The following is an 18,836-nucleotide window of genomic DNA, read 5'->3' on the forward strand; positions in this document are numbered from 1 at the left end:
GACCAATTAATGCGAGGCGCGGCGTACGATTTTTTTTGCGATGCTCCACCGATGCACTTCCGACGGGCCGTCGTAGATGCGGAACGCGCGCATGTCGGAGAAAATCTGCGCGACGATGGTTTCGCTCGTGACCCCTTGCCCGCCGAGAATCTGCACGCAGCGATCGACCACGCGCCATTGTGATTCTGAGCAGATCACCTTTGCGATGCTGGACTCGTGGCGCCCCTTCTCGCCCTGATCCAGCAGCCAAGCGCAATGCCAGATCACGAGGCGCGCAGCGTGCAGATCCATCTCGTTGTCGGCAAGCATAAAGCCGACGCCTTCGTGGCTGCCCAGCACCGAGCCGAAAGCCTGCCGGCGCGATGCATAGTCGGTGGCGACGTCATGCGCGCGGCGCGCCTGTCCGAGCCATCGCATGCAGTGCGTGAGGCGGGCCGGAGCGAGCCGGATCTGCGCGTAGCGCAATCCCTGCCCGACCTCTCCCAGCACGTCCGTTGCTGGCACTCGCAGATTGTCGAACCGGATCACGCCGTGGCCGCCAGTGAAGCATGCGTCGAGCGCGTCCATGGTTCGCTCGTACACGAATCCGGTGCGATCCGTATCGCAAAGGAACATCGTCGCACCACCGTCCTCCGTGCGCGCCATGATGATCGCGTACGCGGCCCCGTGTGCGCCGGTAATGAACCATTTCCTACCGTTGATTACGTAGTCGTCGCCATCGCGCACGGCGGTGGTCTGCAACATGCTGGGGTCAGATCCTGAGCCAGGTGCCGGCTCCGTCATGCAAAAACACGACCTGATCTTTCCTTCGATCTGCGGCTGCAACCAGCGAGCCTTTTGCGGCGCGGTGGCGACGACCTCCATCAGGTGAATGTTGCCTTCATCTGGCGCGGCAATATTGAGCGCCGTCGGTCCCAGAGTCGAATAGCCAGCTTCCTCGAAGACGATCGCCTTCGCGAAGTGCGACAGCCCGAGCCCGCCGGCCTCGATTGACGCATGCGGCGTCAGCAGCCCGGCGCGCCGCGCCTTCTCGATCAGGTCCAGACGCAACGACTCACTCGGACCGTGCGCCGTTTGACGCGGATCGCGCTCCATCGGGATGACTTCCTCCGCGATGAAGCTACGGGTGCGAAACTGGAGTGCTTTCAGTTCGTCGGGGATGTTGAAATTCAATTCGCGTCTCCCCGATGCGTGGCCTCATGGCTGGCACCATCGGCCTCGCCGAACCGCGCCAGTGCCAGTCGCAGTCTTTTGCGACAATCAGCGACGATACGTTCGACGAGCACTTCGCACGTCGGAATGTCATGTATTAGCCCGATGACCTGGCCGGCCGTAATGATCCCACCGTCGATATCGCCCTGCGTTAGCGCGACCTTGCCACGCGCGCCCGCGACGAGCGGATGAATGTCCTTGAATTCACAGCCCCCCGGACGCCGCTCGGTCGCGACCACCTCGTCTGCGATTGAATTCTTGAATACCCGCGCGGTGTTCCTCAGTGTGCGGAAGATAAGTTGCGTATCGCGCTCCGTCGCGTTGACGAGCGCGTCCTTGATCCGCTGATGAATCGGCGCTTCGACGGTCGCACAAAAGCGCGTACCCATGTTGATCCCCTCCGCGCCGAGCGCCAGCGCCGCGGCCATGCCCTGCCCATCACCGATTCCGCCCGACGCGACGACAGGGATGTCGAGCGCTTGTACCGCGCGCGGGATCAGGATCAGCCCCGGGACGTCGTCCTCACCCGGATGCCCCGCGCATTCGAAGCCGTCGATACTCACGATGTCGACACCGTTTCGCTGCGCAGACAACGCGTGCCGCACCGTCGTGCACTTGTGCACGACCACGCCGCCGGCCGCCTTGATCTTGTCGATGAATTTCCTCGGGCTGTTCCCGGCGGTCTCGATGACCCGCACCCCGGCCTCCAGCGCAGCATCCAGGTACGCCTCGTAAGGCGGCGGGCTCGCCGCGGGGAGAATCGTGAGATTCACAGCAAAAGGCCGCGACGTCATCGCATGGCAGCGTTCGATTTCCGCCGACAACGCGTCCGGCGTCGATTGGGTAAGCGCGGTGAGCGTTCCGAGCCCACCCGCGTTGGACACTGCAGAGGCCATCTCTGCCGTGCCCACCCACATCATGCCACCCTGAATGATTGGATAACGAATCCCGAGAATGTCCGTGACGCGCGTCTTCATGCCTTGAGTTTCCTATCGTCTAGCCCGAGGTCGCGGCCAATGATCTCCTTCATGATTTCATTGGCACCCGCAAAAATTCTCGATACGCGCGCGTCAACAAACATCCGCGCGATTCTGTATTCCTCCATGTAGCCGGCGCCCCCATGTAGCTGCACACAGCCGTCGATCACCTTGCTCTCAAGGTCCGTCGCGAGCAGCTTCGCCTCCGACGCCACCACGGCCGTCAACTTCCGCTCGTTCGCTTCCATCACGCAGTGATCGACGAACGCCTGCACTGCGTCAAGCTGCGCGCGCATCGAAGCCATCTCGAACCGCACGTGCTGAAACGATCCAATCGGCCGGCCAAACGCCATCCGCTCTTTCACATAGTCGAGAGTGATGTCGAACGCGACCTGTGCATGCGCGATCGATCCGATCGCGACCTGAAGACGCTCCTCGGCAAGCAGTTCCGACATATAGAAGAAGCCCTTCGCCGAGTCGCCCAGCACGTGACTCTTCGGCACTTTCACGTCGTCGAAAAACAGCTCAACCGTGTCTTGCGCATGCAGTCCGATCTTGCGCAGCTTGTTGCCGCGTTTGAATCCGGGCATGTCTGCTTCGATGATGAAGAGCCCGATTCCATGGCGGCTTCCGGGCACCGTTCTCGCCGCGACAACGATTATGTCGGCCTGACTGCCGTTCGATATAAACGTCTTCGCGCCGTTGAGCGACCAATAGTCGCCCATGTCGATCGCGAACGTCTTCATGCCAGCAAGATCGCTTCCCGCGCCCGATTCCGTCATCGCGATCGCGAGTATCTTCTCACCGCGCATCGCAGGAGGCAGGAAGCGAGCTTTCTGCTCGTGCGAGCCGAACGCGCCGAGATATGGCGCCACGACGCGCGAATGCAAGTTCATGTAGAAGCCGATTTCGCCGTGGCGGACGTTTTCCTCGTACAGAATCTGCTCGAAGCGGAGATCGGTGATCCCGAGTCCGCCATATTCCTCTGGCGCCCACATCAGCAGGTATCCCTGCTCGCCTGCCTTCAGAAAGGCTTCGCGATCCACGAAGCCCTGTTGCCGCCAACGTTCGGCATGTGGGCCGATTTCGCCCTGAAAGAAGCGGCTGACCGTGTCGCGGAACGTGAGGTGCTCAGCGTCATAATGAGTGCGTCGCATGTTCAGGTATCCTTGTGCATCCCGTCACGCGTGACGGGATGGAACTGCTCGTCGGCGGCGGCGCGCTCGCGTAGCCATGCTGAAGGTCGGAAGCGCTCGCCGAATTGCGACGCCAGAGTGTCGCAGTCAGCGACGAATGGCCGAAGCCCCACCGTATCGATCAGCGACAGTGTTCCACCCGTCCACGTCGGAAAGCCCAGCCCCAGCACCGCACCGAGATCGGCGTCCGCCGGCTCGGTGATCACGCCTTCCTCGACGCAACGAGCGGCCTCGAGCGCCTGGATGGTCAGCAGCCGGCGCTTCACGTCTTCGACAGACGGCTGCCTCTCCTGCAGCGGATAGAGTTCCGCCAAGCCGCTCCACAGATACTTTCGGGCGCCAGCCGGATAGCTGTAGAAGCCCTTCCCAGCCTTTCGACCGAGCCGGCCGAGCGCATTCAGCTTATCGATGACCGGCGCCGCGTGCTGCCGCTGGAAGCGGGTCGGCAAATCGTCGGCGCGTGCCTGATCCAGCACCTTCTTTTGCAAGTCGAGCGTGACTTCGTCGGTAACCGCCAGCGGCCCCGTCGCCATTCCCGCCTGCTTCGCGGCGTTTTCGATGAGACTCGGCGCGACCCCTTCCGCGAGCATCGCCATCCCTTCGTCGATATACGCGCAGAAGATGCGGCTCGTATAGAACCCGGGACTGTCGTTCACGACAATCGGCGTCTTGCGCAATTGCCTCACGAACGCAAGCGCGAACGCGACGGTCGACTCAGACGTGTCGCGGCCCACGATGATCTCGACGAGTTGCATCCGCTCGACGGGCGAAAAAAAATGAAGACCGATGAACTGCGCCGGCCGCGCGCTGTGCTGCGCTAGTCCCGAAATCGGCAGGGTTGACGTGTTGCTCGCGAAGACGGCCAATGCCGGCACTGCCGCCTCGACTTTCCGGATTACGTCAGCCTTGATCTCTCGATTCTCGAAGACCGCCTCGACGACGAGGTCACACTCCGCGAGCACACCGAAATCGTCGGTGGGCGTGATCCGCGCGAGCAGCGCGGCGGCGCCTTGCTCGCTGCGGCGACCGGCGACAACTTCCTTCTCCAGCGACCCAGCGCAGCGTGCCTTGCCCTGCTCGGCTGCCATGCGATTCGTGTCGAGTAACACAACATCGATTCCCGCCGCCGCGGACACGAACGCGATGCCACTTCCCATCATCCCTGCGCCGAGCACGCCAATTTTCGTGACTTTCGCGTCGGACAGCCTGGGCCGTCCGACGCCCTTTTCGGCCGCCAACTTGTTGACGAACAGCGTGCGGATCATGTTGCGGGCCACCGGCCCGGCAAGCAGCGGGCCGAAGTAACGCGCCTCCACGCGCAGCGCCTCGTCGATTGGCAACTGTGTTCCCTCGTACACGCAGGACAGGATCGCCGTGGGAGCAGGATAGTTGTCCTGCGTCCCCTTGCGCACTGCGGCAACACCACGGCCGAACGTGTTCCCCGCGTGCGGCGCGAGTGCACCCGCGCCGCCCGGCACGACGAACCCCTTCGAGTCCCACGGCTGGCACGCATCCGGATGTTGCAGCACCCACGTGCGCGCGGTCTCGTAGACCAGATTCGAAGGCACAACGCTGTCGACCATACCGAGCGCCAGCGCCTCCGTCGGCTTAACCTTCCGCCCGCTGAGCAGCAGTGGCATCGCGCGCTCGATGCCAATCAAACGTGGCAGGCGCTGGGTTCCCCCGGCGCCGGGCAACAGACCGATCGTTACTTCGGGCAAGCCGATCACCGCGGCCGGGTCGTCCACGAGCACGCGGTAATGGCACGCAAGGCACAGCTCGTAGCCGCCGCCGAGCGCGAGCCCGTTGATCGCGACCGCCACGGGCTTGCCGCATGTTTCGAGGCGGCGATAGATCATCGATGCCTCCAGCGTCAGGTCGCGTGCTGCCTGTGCACTCATCCCGCGATCGTACGCCGTCACGAAATCCTTCAGATCCGCACCGGCAACGAACGCGCCTGGCTTATCCGACGTCAGGACCACGCCCTTGATGTCGCTTCTCGTGCGAATCAGTTCCGTGACGTGTGCCAGATCCGCGAACAAATCTGGCACCAGGACGTTGACCGATCGTTTTGGTACATTGATCGCCACCCGCGCGACGCCGTCGGCATCGACTTCGAAATCGATATTGTTCATGTTGGTCGGTCTTTCAGATGCGTTCGATGATCGTTGCGGTCGACTGCCCTGCCGCTGCGCACAGCGTCACGAGGCCGGTGCGGAGTTCGCGTCGTTCCAGTTCATCGAGCAGCGTGCCGAGCAGCATCGCGCCCGTCGCGCCGAGCGGATGGCCGAGCGCGATCGCGCCGCCGTTGACGTTGACGCGGTCGCGAGGAATGTCGAGCGCCTGCATATAGAACATCGGCACCACGGAAAATGCTTCGTTGATTTCGAACAGATCGATGTCCGATACGCGCATACCCGTCCGCGCCAGCAGCTTCTCGGTCGCCGGCACCGGTCCGCCGAGGCTCAGCAACGGCTCCGACGCTAGCGATACATGACCGCGAATGCGCGCGCGCGGCGCGAGACCGTTGCGCTCGCCGAACGCGCGGTTGCCGACGAGAACGACGCTCGCGCCGTCGACGATCCCGCTTGAATTGCCGCCGGTATGGATGTGATCGATCGTCTCGATGTGCGGATAGCGCTGCAGGACGATTGCGTCGTAACCCGCTTCGCCGAGATCGGCGAACGCCGGCTTCAATTTCGCGAGATCAGAAAGCGTCGTCCCAGGACGGATGGCTTCATCGTGCACGAGGACGGGATCGCCGAGCAGATCGCGCACGACGATCAGTGACTTGTCGAAGTATCCGGCGCTGCTCGCATGTCCCGCGCGGCGCTGGCTCTCCACTGCGTACGCATCGACGTCGTTGCGCGTGAATCCGCCGAGCGCGGCCATCAGATCGGCGGCGACCCCATTGGGCACGTAAGGATATCGGCCCGCCAGCCTCGGGTCCGCATAGCATGCGCCGCCATCCGATCCGATCGGCACGCGCGACATCGATTCCACCCCACCGCCGATGGCCGCGTCCGCGAGCCCGCTCCGAACCAAGCTCGCGGCCTGGTTAACGGCGTCGAGCGAGGATGTGCAGAAGCGGTTGATCTGATATCCGGCAACGTGCTCGCAATAGCCCGCATTGAGCAATGCAAAACGCGTCAGGTCCGCGCCCTGCTCACCGACAGGCATCACGATGCCCAGACCAACGTCGTCGATCTGGCGCGTATCCAGCCGGTTCCGATCTTTCAACGCGATCAGCGCCTGGCTTGCCAGTTCCACCGGCGTAATGGCATGCAGCGCTCCGCCGGCGCGACCGCGACCGCGCGGCGTCCGGACGTGGTCATATATGAAGGCATCGGTCATGTGTGGTCCCATCTGTACTGTCGACATGGCGTCGGCCCATGTGGGCCAAATCGAAAACACGTAGTGTGCGCGTGGTTTCCGGTCGCGTGATGCGTTCATCAAAACGACATCAATCGCGACCGTGAACGCGTCTATTGGCTACGCAACTGGAGATTCATCGTAGGCAACGCGACGATCGCGGTAATCGTCCGAATCGACGTTTTTCGCGTCCTAGCGGAAAGCCCGGCGACGAGCGGTCATGCGCGCATCCGTTAGAAAATGTGGCCGGCCGCGACGGTATGCGCAAACTCGAGGATGCCGTCCGCAAGCGAGCCGAATGCCGCGTAGCGCGGATCGGCGGTCGCACCGGAGCGATAGCGCAGGTGCAGTTGAAGAAAAATCACCGCCAGCTTGAAAATGGCTAGCACGCGTACGAAGCGAAAGTCGGAAAGATCGGCGCCCGCGACTTGCGCATAGCGTTCCGCAAACGCCTGACGCGTGAGGAAGCCCGGCTGCGCGGTCGGCATCTGGCGCAGTCGCTGCATCGCGGGCGGGTCGCCATCCTCGGTCCAGTAGCTGAGCGTCGTCGCGAGATCGAACAATGGACTGCCGCGCGTGCATTGGTCCCAGTCGAGCACCGCCACCGGACTCAGGCTGGCTTCGTTCAGCAGGATGTTGTCCAGCTTTAGGTCGTTATGGATCAGGCACGCGCGTCCGTCGGGAATCAAATGGCGGCGCAGCCACGCAATCAATTCCGGAATTAGCGGCGACATCGCGGAGTCCTCGGTCGCGAGCAGCGCCCGCTTCACCCAACCTTCCACCGTGCGTTGCAGAAACCCATCCGGGCGCCCGAGGTCGCCCAGCCCGACCGACGCGGGATCCAGCGCATGAAGCTGCACCATCACGTCGCAGAGCACAGTCGACAGCTGGCGGCACGCCTCCGGGCTTTCCATCAACGCTTCCGGAAGCGTGTCGCGGATGCTAATGCCCTGTCGGTACTCGATGATCTGGAATGGTGCGCCGATGATTACGGGATCCGCGCAGAAGTGCAGCGTCAAAGGCGCAAGCGGGAAACCGCCCGATAGGGCGCTCAGAATGTGGAATTCACGCCCCATGTCGTAGGCGCCTGGCGGCAACGTGCCCATCGGCGGGCGCCGCAGCACGTATTCGCGCCCATCGACGACGATCAGATAGTTGAGATTCGCGAGCCCGCCGGAAAACTGCCGAGGCGGCGGATCCAGCGCAATCCGCATGCCATGCGCGGCAAGATACGCGGAAAGCGCCAGCCAATCCTGCTCGACCGTGTCGGCGCGTGCGCGCAGATAGGAACGGGTATCAGTCACTGCACCTCCTCAGCGGCCCACGAACTTTGGTGCGCGCTTATCCATGAACGCGTTGACACCTTCGGCAAAATCCTCGCTGTGGACCAAGACCGATTGCGTGTCGGCCTCCCAAGCCAGCATCGTATCGAGCTGCATCGGGTAGCGCGCCAGTGCAGTCTTGGTCGTCGCGATCGTGCCCGGTGGCGCTCCTGCCACGCGTTCGGCCAGATCGAGCGCGTTTTGGAGTACGGTGGACGGCGGGCAAAGCCGATCTACCAATCCAAGCTGCTTCGCGTCTGCGCCCCCAATCGGCTCGCAGAGCATCAGCATCTCCCGCGTGACGCCGATGCCAACGCGCTGCGGCAGCGTCCACATCAGGCCATAGTCCGGCGTCAACCCGACGCGGCCGAATGCGGCGCAAAAGCGCGCGCTCTCGTCGGCAACCACGAAATCGCACGCGAGCGCCAACGAGAGGCCCGCACCGTATGCGTTCCCCTCCACCGCAGCAACGACCGGCCACGGGCCGCCCGTCAGCGCGCGGACGATCCGGTGGCCGTGAATCATCGCGCGCCGCATGCCTAGCGGCGACGCGTCGAGGCCACTCAGGTCACCGCCCGCGCAGAAGTGGTTGCCGCCATACAGCACAACCGCGCGCACACTCGTATCATCCTGAAGACGCGCGAGCGTTTCGGCCAGTGCGGTATAAAGCGGCACCGACAACGCATTGCGCCTTTCCGGCTGATTCATCGTGATCTGCGCGACACTCCCGTGACGGGCGACAAGCAGTGCTTCGCTCATGGGCAATCCTGAAATTTTTTCGGTCGACGATCGATCAACGTAATGCAAGCGCCGAATAGACGGCATCGATCAATCCGCGGCGGCGCGGATTCAGATCCATCTGATCACTCATCAGATTCATCGCATAGCCAACGGCGACACCAGCGACCGGGTCTGCAAAACCGAACGAGCCGCCCCACCCGCCGTGACCGAATGCTTCGTTGTTCGGCCCCCACACGTGCTCCTCGTTGAGGAGAAAGCCGGCAGCCCACGGGCGCCGTACGCCGCGAACAAGGTCGATTCCGTCGAAACGCAGCTTTCTCGCCTCCGCCAGCGCGGCGTCGCCGACGAGCCGGCGCCCCGCCTTGTTCCTGTGCAGCAGCATGCCGTACATCGACGCGAGCGCTCTCGCATTCGTGAATCCGTTCGCCGCGACAATGTCGGCGGCCTGGAATTCCGAGTTGTTCGGCATGTCGCCACGCATCGGCGGATTGTGCACCGCGCGCTGCGCATCGTTGCTCGTCGGGATCGTATTAAGCGCGTCCATCTTGTCGCCGCCGAGGAGATCGGCCACGCGCGGCCTGTCTCGCGCGTCGAGGCCCACCGACAGGTCAAGGCCGAACACGCCGTTCAGTTCCTCGGCCACAAACTGCTTGATCGAACGTCCTTCGATGCGCTTGAAAAGCGCGGTCTCCAGAATACCAACCACGTTGCTGTAGCCCGATGCCGTTCCGAGAGGCCAGAGCGGCGCCTGAGCCGCGAGGCGTTGCGCTGCAACCTCGCCTGCGAACAGGTCCGCCAGCGTCGCCGGTGTCGTGAAGCCAGTGATGCCGGACTGGTGCGACACGAGCATCCCGATCGTCACATCATCTTTCCCTTCCGCCGCGAATTCCGGCCAGTAGTCGCTGACCTTGTCTTCGTAGGAAGCCAGGCCTCGATCAACGAGCATCGCGAAGCAAACGGCGCCGATCCCTTTCGACGTGGACCAGACGCACGAGATCGTATCCCGTTCCCACGGCGCGATTTTCTCGAAGTCCTTCCAGCCACCCCACAGGTCGGCCACGAGCTCGCCGTCGACCATCACCGCGAAGCTGCCGCCGATCTCTCCGAGCTCGCGGAAATTTTTCAGAAACGCGTCATGCAGTCCGTCGTATCCCGGTGCAACATAACCTTGAAGCACGGCCTCTTCGACCTTAACAGCACTCGTCTCGCCCATTTTCAGTTTTCCTTACCTAGTACCGTGCGCGCAATCGCACGCAGTGCATTTTTATCAATGAAGTCGCTTCGACGCAGCCGACCCCGCTCCGGCGTCGCAGGCGCGGACGATAGCCGCTGCACGCCGCTCAGTTCGCGGTCCACCCACCGTCAATCGGCACCATGTGGCCGGTGATCGACGACGCCTCGTCGGAGCAGAGGAATAGGAACGCGTCGGCGCATTCCTCCGGTGTGACGGCCCGTCCTGACGGATGTACGGTCGCGAGCTGATCGAATTCCTCGCGCGTCCATCGGCTAAGTACTCGCTCGGTGACCGTCGCGCCCGGCGCCACGACATTGACGCGAATGTTGTCGCGCGCATACTGGATTGCGGCCTTGCGCGTCAGATGGATGACCGCCGCCTTTGCCGCGTGATAGCTCGGCGAGCCTGCGCTCGACACGCGCACTCCGGCCATCGATGCGGTATTGCAGATCACGCCGCCGCCTTGACGCAGCATCGCGGTGATTTCGTGCTTCATGCTCAGAAAGGTACTCGTGAGATTTCGGTGCAGCGTGTCTTCGAACGCCTCTAACGGCGTCTCATGTACCATGCCGAGCGCCGAGTCCGTCGGCGCAGTATTGCCAACGTTGTTCACCGCAATGTCGAGGCGTCCGTACGTTTGCACAACACATTCGATTACGTCGGTGATCTGCTTTTCCTCGCGACTGTCGCATTGCATGAACTTCACTTCGTGACCCTGCTCGGTCAGCAACTTTTCGAGCGCGGGTCCATCGCCGGACGTCGAGCCGGTGAAGACAACCGCCGCGCCTTCCTGCAGGAATTTCAGGACAATGGCTTTGCCGATGCCTTTCGTCCCGCCCGTTACTAGTGCAATTTTCGACTGCAGGCGGAGTTTTGATGTGCCCATGATGTTCGCTTGACTCTCTTCAAATGAACTGCGTTGCGGAGAACGGATCGCGCGCTCACGTGACCTATCATCCGGTTGTCCGAATAGCGTCTGCGACCTGCATGAGACGCACGGAATCGTCGTAATGCATGCGCTCGACCCAATGACCGTCGACCTTGAACACGGAGCGGCCCGCGTTCTCAGGTGCCTCGAAAGCCGCGACGATGGCGCGCGCCCGTGTAAGCGCCGCGTCGTCCGGAGAGAACGCGCGATTCGTCGTCTCGAGCTGGTTCGGGTGAATCACCGTCTTTCCATCGAAGCCGAGCGCGGCGGCCTGGTCGCACTGGATCGTGAGGCCGTCCGGGTTCGTCAGATCGTTGAACACGCCATCCAAGATCGCCAATCCATACGCTCTTGCCGTCATCACGCTCATCGACAGCGCGGTCAGCAGCCCTGGGCGTTCGACGGTATGCGCACAGCGAATGTCGCTCGCGAGATCGTTCGAGCCGATGACCCATGCGCCAACGCCGTTTGCGGTGCTGGCCGCCCCGATCGCGTCGAGCCGTACGATCGCGATAGCGGTTTCGATCATCGCCCACAGCGGAACCGAATCGCCCAGGGTTGCGCGGGCCGTCTCCAGATCGCCTGGCGCGGAGATCTTCGGGACGAGCACCGCGTCCGGTCGCGCAAGTGCCGCCGCAGCCAGATCCTCCATGCCCCATCGTGAATTCAGGCCGTTGACCCGAATCACCACTTCGCGGCGCCCGAAATCGCCTTGGCGCACGGCATCGACCGCCGCCGTGCGGGCGTCGGGCTTCGCATCCGGCCCGACCATGTCTTCGAGGTCGAGGATCACGACGTCGCACGGCAGCGAACGCGCCTTGTCCAACAGACGGGCGTTGTTCGCAGGAAGATAGATCGCGCTACGCCGTGGCCTAGCAGATGGCATCATGAGCAGTTGACTCCTTGTTACACGTTCTGGAATCTCTGACAGGGCACGCACGCTCAGGCTTCTGCCTCGAAGACCGCTTCCAGCGCGCCGAGCTCGTCAATTTCGCAACGCACGCGATCGCCGGCCTTGAGAAAGACCGGCGGTCTCATCGCGGCACCGATACCCCCGGGCGTGCCGCTGAACACGATGTCGCCGGGCTCGAGCGTCATCGCCTTGGACAGGTATTCGATCTGATCAAATACATTAAAGATCAGCTCACGCGTGTTCGATTCCTGACGAACTTCGTCATTCACTATCGATCGAATCCCCAGGCGATGTGGGTCGCCCACTTCATCGCGCGTTGTGATCCACGGCCCGAACGGTCCGTGCGTATCGAACGATTTACCGAGCACCCATTGCGGCGTGCGCATCTGCCAATCGCGTGCCGTCACATCGTTGCCGACGCAATAGCCGAACACGTAGCTGGACGCTTCGTCCTTAGGTATATGGCGTCCGCGCTTGCCGATGACGAAAACGAGTTCAACCTCATAATCGATCGACGCCGATGCCTTCGGAATCTGAATCGGCGTGTAAGGAGGATGGACCGTGTTCGGCTGCTTGCAGAACCACACCTGATTTTTTGGTACCTCGAGACCAGCTTCGGCAACGTGGTCCGCATAGTTCAGTCCCATCGCCATGATCTTGCCAGGTCGCTCGATCGGTGCGAGAAAGCGGACGCTCCAATCCAAAGCGACTACGTCGGCGGATCGCGCAACGGCCCGCTGCACCGAATCGCGCGTGGTATCCCACGCGGAGATCAGTTCGATCATTGTCGACGGTAGATCGGGATTCGCGGACCTGAGGCGTACGAGGCGTTCTCCGTCGACGACTACGATTTCGGGGGACCCGCCGCGAATGCTAACTGTGGCAAGCTTCATTCAAGAAACTCCAATGCTGCTGCTCGATCAATGTCAATTCGGCCTCCCCGACCGGTCGCGTTGCCACCGAAATCAGAGGGCCGGTCCACGGGGCGCATCACCAAGCCTGCGCGGCGCCTCGGTTCCATCGAAAGCCCGCGGCGTGATTTCCAGCGAAATCGGGATCGAGATAGATGTACATCCGCTCGATCAGGCCGGCGGCGTTGAACTGGAACATGCTGGCGAAACGACCTCCAGGCGTACTGCCACCGAGCCACTCGACACCGGTTTCGGTGACGCCTCCGGTCGTCCCCTCCACGGCGACGTTGCGCCCCTCTTCGACCATCAACATCTCGCCGATCGCATGCTTGAACTGCTTCACGTTCGCACCCGACGCCATCACTTCGAATTCCTTGATTCCTCGCCCGACGCCGAACTTGGGCACATAGAACTCGAAGTCCTCGGTGAACAGATCCGCAGGAAACCGACCGCTATCCGTTTGCTCGTAGTAGCGGACGATCGCGACCTTCTGAGCGGACGATACGCTGGAAGTCATAATTACGCTCTCCATTCAAGCTTCGTTGACGAGATTCGGATCGTGCGCGATGTGGAGGTCGCTCTCGAACCCGCCTTCGCGCCAGTCGCGGAGCAGGTCAATGTATTCGAATGGACCGCCACCGTAAGCCGTAGTGAACGTCTGCTTGCCCAGTTCTTCCAGATGGCCTTCTGCGTTCAAGATGCTCGGGGTACACTCGCGCATATACTCAAGATTGACCTTCGATTTCTCAATGATGGTGTCGCACCAGCGTTGCTCTGCCTGTTGCGTGACCTCCATCACCGCGACCTCGTCGTCGAGCATGCGCTTGACCATGCCCGCCGCATGAATCGCCTGCTCGTCCATCATGTAGGGGAAGTTCAGCGTTGGTGCGCCCTGCCGCAAGCCAGCGACGAAGAAGAGGTTCGGGAATCCGTGCGTGTAGATCCCGTGCAGCGATCGCACCGCCTTCGCCCACTTTTCGTCGATTGTTTGGCCTTCACGCCCGATGATTTCGAAGCCGCCGGTCTTGTGCGACGTCGTCACAGCTTCAAAGCCGGTCGCGTAGATGATGCAGTCAACTTCGTAGGACTTGTCCTCGAAGACGATCGCGTTTTCGGTCACGCGCGTCAGCCCTCTTCCCTTCGTATCGACGAGCGTCACGTTCGACAGATTGAAGGTCGGCAGGTATTCGTCGTTGAACGTTGGCCTCTTGCAGAAGCGGTTGTAGTATGGTTTGAGAGATTCCGCGGTGTCCGCGTCCTCGACGATGGAATCGATCCGTGCGCGAATCCCGTCCATCTTCTCGATGTCCATCTTCTGGGCCGCCGCAGCCACTTCGCGCAGATCGGCATCGGCCTCGGGCTGTTCCGGCGGCTCCCAAAACCGGGTCCACTCGTCCCCCACGAGGTCTTCATCACGTACGGTGCCGGCCAGGACCGATTCGAAGTTCGCCATGCGCGCACGGTGCCAGCCGTGCTCAAGCGATTTTGCCCATTCGTAGTCGGTAGCTTTGTTGCCGCGATACGCAACAATGGCGGGCGTACGCTGTACGACGTACAGTTCCTTCGCCGATGCGCCCAGCGCCGGCATGCACTGAATCGCGGAGCAGCCGGTGCCGATCAACGCAACGCGCTTGTCCTTCAGATCGACCAGGTTGCCGTTTGCGTCGCCGCCCGTATACGCATAGTCCCAACGGGACGTATGGAACGAATGACCCTTGAAGTCCTCAATGCCGGGAATCGCCGGCAGCTTCGGATAGTTCAGCGGCCCGTTCCCGACATACACGAAGCGCGCTTGGATCGCGTCGCCCCGATTCGTGCTGACAATCCATCGAGCCTTCGTGGCATCCCAACGCAACTCGCTCACCTTGGTCTGGAACACCGCATGCCGGTATAGATCGAAGTGCCGCGCGACGGCCTGCGCATACTCACGGATTTCGTCGGACGTTGCATATTTCTCGGTCGGCATATAGCCGGTTTCCTCGAGCAACGGCAGGTAGATGTACGATTCCACGTCGCAACGCGCGCCAGGATAGCGATTCCAGTACCACACGCCACCGTAGTCGCCGCCAGACTCGATGATGCGGAAATTGTCGACGCCGGCCTGACGCAGACGCGTCCCCGCCAGTAGGCCCGACCAACCGCCACCGATGATCACCACGTCGACTTCGTCGTTTATCTGTGCGCGGTCGGCCGGCGCGTCGGAATAAGGATCGTCGAGGAAACGCGCAAACTCCCCTTCGGTTCTGCGAAATTGCGCAAGACCATCTGCACGAATACGCTTCGCACGTTCCTCTTTGTATTTTTCCAGTAGCGCGGCCTCACGCTCCGACAAAAGCTCAGTGTTCATCTCGTCTCCTTCATTAGACATCGGACGCGCTCGTTCTACCGCGCGACGTCCAGCGTTTTCGCATCAGATTCAGTCGGTCGCCGCATTCGGTCGCGGATTCACACATGACATTCCCGAGCGACCATGTGTTGAATCCTAGGCACCGTGACCATCACTGACTAGCTGGCGGAATCGGAATGCACTCGTCCAGGAACTGGAGGAATGAGGCGAATTCGTCGCAACCGACGATGTCTACCATCGAACGTGCTCCTACTATGCATTTCACTTGATACTCTGGCCGCTTCCTGCGCTATCGGCGGCCCAACAACACAGGAGACGCCTATGTTCGCGAAGTTCGAAGGCAAGTCGGCGATCGTCACGGGAGCTGGCAGCGGTATCGGCGCGGCCATCGCACATGAATTGGCACGCAACGGTGCGCGCGTACTCGTAGTCGACCTCAATGGCGAGCATGCAGATTTGGTCGCGCGTGCGATTCGGGACGAAGGCGGCGGCGCGCTCGCATTTCGCACGGATGTGTCGATCGAGGCGCAGTGCCGCGCCGCGGTTGACAAAGCGCTCGACGCGTACGGCGCGCTCCATCTGGCCGTCAACAATGCCGGCGTGAGCGGCAGGTTCGTCGCGCTCGAAGAACTCGACGCCGAGGAATGGCGAAAAGTAATGAGCGTCAATGCCGACGGCCTGTTCTTTGGCCTCAAATATCAGCTACCTGCGATAGAACGATCCGGAGGCGGCGCCGTCGTAAACACCGCGTCCATCTATGCAAACCTGGGGTTGCGCCGATTCGACGCGTATACCGCGAGCAAGCATGCGGTCCTTGGGTTGACGCGCTCTGCGGCGATCGAATACGGCACGCGGGGTGTGCGAATTAATGCGGTATCGCCGGGGCCGATTCTGACGCCGCTCACACGCGGCGAGAAAGAGCAGACCGACACCGTAGCCGCGATGACGGCGATGAAACGAATGGGGCAACCCATCGAAATCGCGAAGGTCGTCACGTTTCTGCTTTCGTCAGATGCGTCTTTCATCACGGGCGCCGAAATCGTCGCCGACGGCGGCGTCATGCTGTCCTAGGCGCGACGCCGTACGAGGTGTCCCGTGTGCCGCCGCGCCGGATCGCTTCGCACAACGAAGCCGTAAGGATCGGTCGCGACGCAACGAGACGCGTATATCCAAACAGTTTTCGGAGAAAACCATGAATTTGCAATGGAGCGACACCGACTGCGCGTTCCGCGACGAAGTGCGGGCGTTCTTCGCCGAGCATCTGACCGACGAACTGCGCGCGGCCGGCCGCCTGATGACGAGCGTCTATGCGGATCACGATGCGGCGATGCGATGGCAACGCATCCTCGCGGCAAAAGGATGGGCAGCGCCGGCCTGGCCGGTTGAATACGGCGGGTGTGGCTGGAGCGCATCGCAGCGCTACCTGTTCTCGCGGGAACGGGTAGCGGCTGGCGCGCCCCCTTTGTCGCCGATGGGCATCCAAATGTGCGCGCCAGCGTTGATCAAGTTCGGAGCCGACGCGCAGAAGGCGTTCTTCCTGCCGCGTATGCTGAGCGGCGAGCACGTGTGGTGCCAAGGGTATTCGGAGCCCCAATCGGGCTCGGACCTCGCATCGCTGCAGCTCAGCGCGCGCGACGACGGCGACCATCTGGTCTGCAACGGCTCCAAAATCTGGGTCACGCACGCGCAGGACGCGAACTGGATCTTCTGCCTCGTGCGGACATCACGCGAGCACAAGCCACAGCTCGGCATCACATTTCTGATGATCGAGATGAACACGCCCGGACTGACTGTCCAGCCTATCGTGATGTCGTCGGGCGAACATATCCAGAATCAGGTGTTCTTCGACGAGGTGCGTGTGCCGAAAGTCAACGTCGTCGGCACCATTGGCTCCGGCTGGACAGTCGCCAAGTATCTGCTCGAATTCGAGCGCGGCGGCGTCGCGTATACGCCGGACTTGCATGCGATGCTCGACGAGGTGCACCGGGTCGCGAAAACGGCTCCCGGCGACACGACGGAATCGCTCGCCAGTGATCCGGTTTTTGCAAACAAACTGGCCGCTGCGCGCATCCGCATCTCGACGCTCGAGGTATACGAACTCAGAACGATGTCGGCCATGTCGACGGGAGAATCACCCGGCGCGAACGCGTCCGTCATGAAGATCCTCGGCACCGAGTTGAGTCAGCACGTGACGGAGCTGTGGCTCGAAGCCGCCGGGCAATACGGACGCACGTTCCAGCCGCAGGGCGCACGCCCGGGCGGCCCGGTGAAGCTGTGGCACGCATTTGGGCCGCACGCCGGGCCGCTCGCAGCCGCCCTCGCGCCGCTGCGCTATCTTAACGACCGCGCCGGTTCGATCTACGCAGGCTCAAACGAGATCCAACGCAACATCTTGGCCAAGGCCGCATTGGGCTTCCATTGACACGATGGCGCGGAATGCACGGGTCCTACCATTCACGAAGACAGGGAGCTGAGTCTTGAATTTCGACTTTACCGAGGAGCAGAATCTCCTGCGAAGCACCTTGCAGGCCTTTCTCCGCGACCACTACGCATTCGAAGCACGACATGCAGCGATCAAGTCCGATGCCGGCTGGCGCCGTGACGTCTGGCGTGCGCTGGCCGACGATATTGGTCTGCTGTCGGTGATCCTTCCCGAGCACGCAGGGGGTTTCGGCGGCGGCGCCGTCGAAACGATGATCGTGATGGAGGAGCTGGGCTCGATGCTCTTCGTCGAGCCGTTCCTCGAGACATGCGTGATGGCCGCGGGCGTATTAACGCGCGTGGGCGGATCGGTGGCCGACGCGTTGATTGCCAATATCGCGGCGGGCGAAGCGGTCGTCGCCTGCGCGTGGCTGGAGAACGGCACCGGTCATCGCCTCGGCGGAAGCGGTTATCGTTTGTCGAACGTCGCCACGCAGGCACTCCGCCAAGCGGACGGCCGCTGGCGACTCGACGGTCACAAAGCGGTCGTGATGGCCGCGCCATGGGCGTCGCAGCTGCTCGTGAGTGCGCGAACGTCGGGCGCCACCGGCGACACGGCGGGCATCTCGCTGTTCGTCGTTGACAAGGCGGCTGACGGTGTATCGACGACAGACTACGCGACCATCGACGGCCGGCGCGCGTCCGATATTGCTTTCGTAAATGTAGAGCTACGGCCTGATGCGCTGATAGGCCACGAAGGCAACGCTCTGCAGATGCTTGAGCAGGTCGGCGACGAAGCGATCGCGGCCATCTGCGCGGAAGGCGTCGGCGTGCTGAAGAAGATGCATGCGGACACCGCCGACTATATGCGGCAGCGCCGGCAATTCGGGCAACCGCTGGCGAGCTTCCAAGCTCTGCAGCATCGGATGGTCGACATGTATCTGCAGCTCGAGATGGCGACGTCGTCGATGTATCTGGCGACCCTATCACTGGCGGACGCGGCGCCGAAGCGCGCGCGCGCCGCGTCCGCTGCGAAGGTGACGGTCGCACAGGCTTGCAGGTTCATCGGCCAGAACGCAGTACAGCTGCACGGCGCGATGGGGATGACAGACGAGCTGCCGGTCTCGCATTACTTCAAGCGAGCAACGACGCTCGAGTACGAGTTCGGCAGCGTCGATTTTCATCTGGCCCGGCACGCTAGTTTCGAGTCGTCCTGACATTGAGTCTGATCGCCGATGAATCGGCGATCATGCATTTGCGAC

At 62.2% G+C, this 18,836-nt stretch carries 16 protein-coding genes; 3 read left to right on the forward strand and 13 right to left on the reverse strand.

Features of this window, described 5'->3' with window-relative positions; genetic code table 11:
* Positions 1–6: 6 nt before the first annotated feature.
* The 13 genes from ACV22Z_RS00550 to ACV22Z_RS00610 form a co-directional block, all read right to left on the reverse strand.
* Positions 7–1,173, reverse strand: coding sequence for an acyl-CoA dehydrogenase family protein (locus ACV22Z_RS00550; RefSeq protein ID WP_448074379.1), 1,167 nt, complete (start codon positions 1,171–1,173; stop codon positions 7–9).
* Positions 1,170–2,189, reverse strand: a complete 1,020-nt coding sequence (locus ACV22Z_RS00555) for an NAD(P)H-dependent flavin oxidoreductase (RefSeq protein ID WP_448074380.1) — start codon at positions 2,187–2,189, stop codon at positions 1,170–1,172. The genes ACV22Z_RS00550 and ACV22Z_RS00555 overlap by 4 nt, the downstream gene beginning before the upstream one ends.
* Positions 2,186–3,346: an acyl-CoA dehydrogenase family protein gene (locus ACV22Z_RS00560; protein ID WP_448074381.1), complete on the reverse strand. Its 1,161-nt coding sequence runs from the start codon at positions 3,344–3,346 to the stop codon at positions 2,186–2,188. The genes ACV22Z_RS00555 and ACV22Z_RS00560 overlap by 4 nt, the downstream gene beginning before the upstream one ends.
* Before the next feature lie 2 nt (positions 3,347–3,348).
* Positions 3,349–5,520 carry a 3-hydroxyacyl-CoA dehydrogenase NAD-binding domain-containing protein gene (locus ACV22Z_RS00565; RefSeq protein ID WP_448074382.1) on the reverse strand — a complete coding sequence of 724 codons (2,172 nt, stop codon included), beginning with the start codon at positions 5,518–5,520 and terminating at the stop codon, positions 3,349–3,351.
* Between the two features lie 13 nt (positions 5,521–5,533).
* Entirely contained in the window at positions 5,534–6,739 is a 1,206-nt protein-coding gene (locus tag ACV22Z_RS00570; protein ID WP_448074383.1) for an acetyl-CoA C-acetyltransferase, read from the reverse strand.
* A 251-nt stretch (positions 6,740–6,990) separates the two neighbouring features.
* The gene (locus ACV22Z_RS00575) at positions 6,991–7,971 is read right to left on the reverse strand and encodes a phosphotransferase family protein (RefSeq protein ID WP_448075128.1); all 981 of its coding nucleotides are present in this window, start codon (positions 7,969–7,971) and stop codon (positions 6,991–6,993) included.
* A 99-nt stretch (positions 7,972–8,070) separates the two neighbouring features.
* A complete protein-coding gene (locus tag ACV22Z_RS00580; RefSeq protein ID WP_448074384.1) occupies positions 8,071–8,838 on the reverse strand; it encodes an enoyl-CoA hydratase/isomerase family protein in 768 nt (255 codons plus the stop codon).
* Positions 8,839–8,872: 34 nt separating this feature from the next.
* The gene (locus ACV22Z_RS00585) at positions 8,873–10,033 is read right to left on the reverse strand and encodes a serine hydrolase domain-containing protein (RefSeq protein WP_448074385.1); all 1,161 of its coding nucleotides are present in this window, start codon (positions 10,031–10,033) and stop codon (positions 8,873–8,875) included.
* 127 nt (positions 10,034–10,160) lie between these two features.
* On the reverse strand, positions 10,161–10,940 hold the full coding sequence (locus tag ACV22Z_RS00590) for an SDR family NAD(P)-dependent oxidoreductase (protein ID WP_448074386.1): 780 nt from the start codon (positions 10,938–10,940) through the stop codon (positions 10,161–10,163).
* A 67-nt stretch (positions 10,941–11,007) separates the two neighbouring features.
* The gene (locus tag ACV22Z_RS00595; protein ID WP_448075129.1) at positions 11,008–11,871 is read right to left on the reverse strand and encodes an HpcH/HpaI aldolase/citrate lyase family protein; all 864 of its coding nucleotides are present in this window, start codon (positions 11,869–11,871) and stop codon (positions 11,008–11,010) included.
* 53 nt (positions 11,872–11,924) lie between these two features.
* Positions 11,925–12,788 (reverse strand): fumarylacetoacetate hydrolase family protein, encoded by an 864-nt coding sequence (locus ACV22Z_RS00600; protein WP_448074387.1) that lies wholly within the window; start codon positions 12,786–12,788, stop codon positions 11,925–11,927.
* Between the two features lie 97 nt (positions 12,789–12,885).
* A complete protein-coding gene (locus ACV22Z_RS00605; protein ID WP_448074388.1) occupies positions 12,886–13,323 on the reverse strand; it encodes a nuclear transport factor 2 family protein in 438 nt (145 codons plus the stop codon).
* Between the two features lie 15 nt (positions 13,324–13,338).
* Complete coding sequence (locus tag ACV22Z_RS00610) at positions 13,339–15,153, reverse strand: flavin-containing monooxygenase (RefSeq protein WP_448074389.1); 1,815 nt, start codon at positions 15,151–15,153, stop codon at positions 13,339–13,341.
* Between the two features lie 321 nt (positions 15,154–15,474).
* Here ACV22Z_RS00610 and ACV22Z_RS00615 point away from each other — a divergent pair, with 321 nt between their 5' ends.
* From ACV22Z_RS00615 to ACV22Z_RS00625, 3 genes are all read left to right on the forward strand, one after another.
* On the forward strand, positions 15,475–16,224 hold the full coding sequence (locus ACV22Z_RS00615) for an SDR family NAD(P)-dependent oxidoreductase (RefSeq protein WP_448074390.1): 750 nt from the start codon (positions 15,475–15,477) through the stop codon (positions 16,222–16,224).
* A 121-nt stretch (positions 16,225–16,345) separates the two neighbouring features.
* Positions 16,346–17,575 carry an acyl-CoA dehydrogenase family protein gene (locus ACV22Z_RS00620; protein ID WP_448075130.1) on the forward strand — a complete coding sequence of 410 codons (1,230 nt, stop codon included), beginning with the start codon at positions 16,346–16,348 and terminating at the stop codon, positions 17,573–17,575.
* Positions 17,576–17,630: 55 nt separating this feature from the next.
* A complete protein-coding gene (locus tag ACV22Z_RS00625; protein WP_448074391.1) occupies positions 17,631–18,791 on the forward strand; it encodes an acyl-CoA dehydrogenase family protein in 1,161 nt (386 codons plus the stop codon).
* The last annotated feature ends 45 nt before the right edge of the window (positions 18,792–18,836 follow it).

It is taken from the genome of Burkholderia sp. PU8-34, assembly GCF_053427725.1.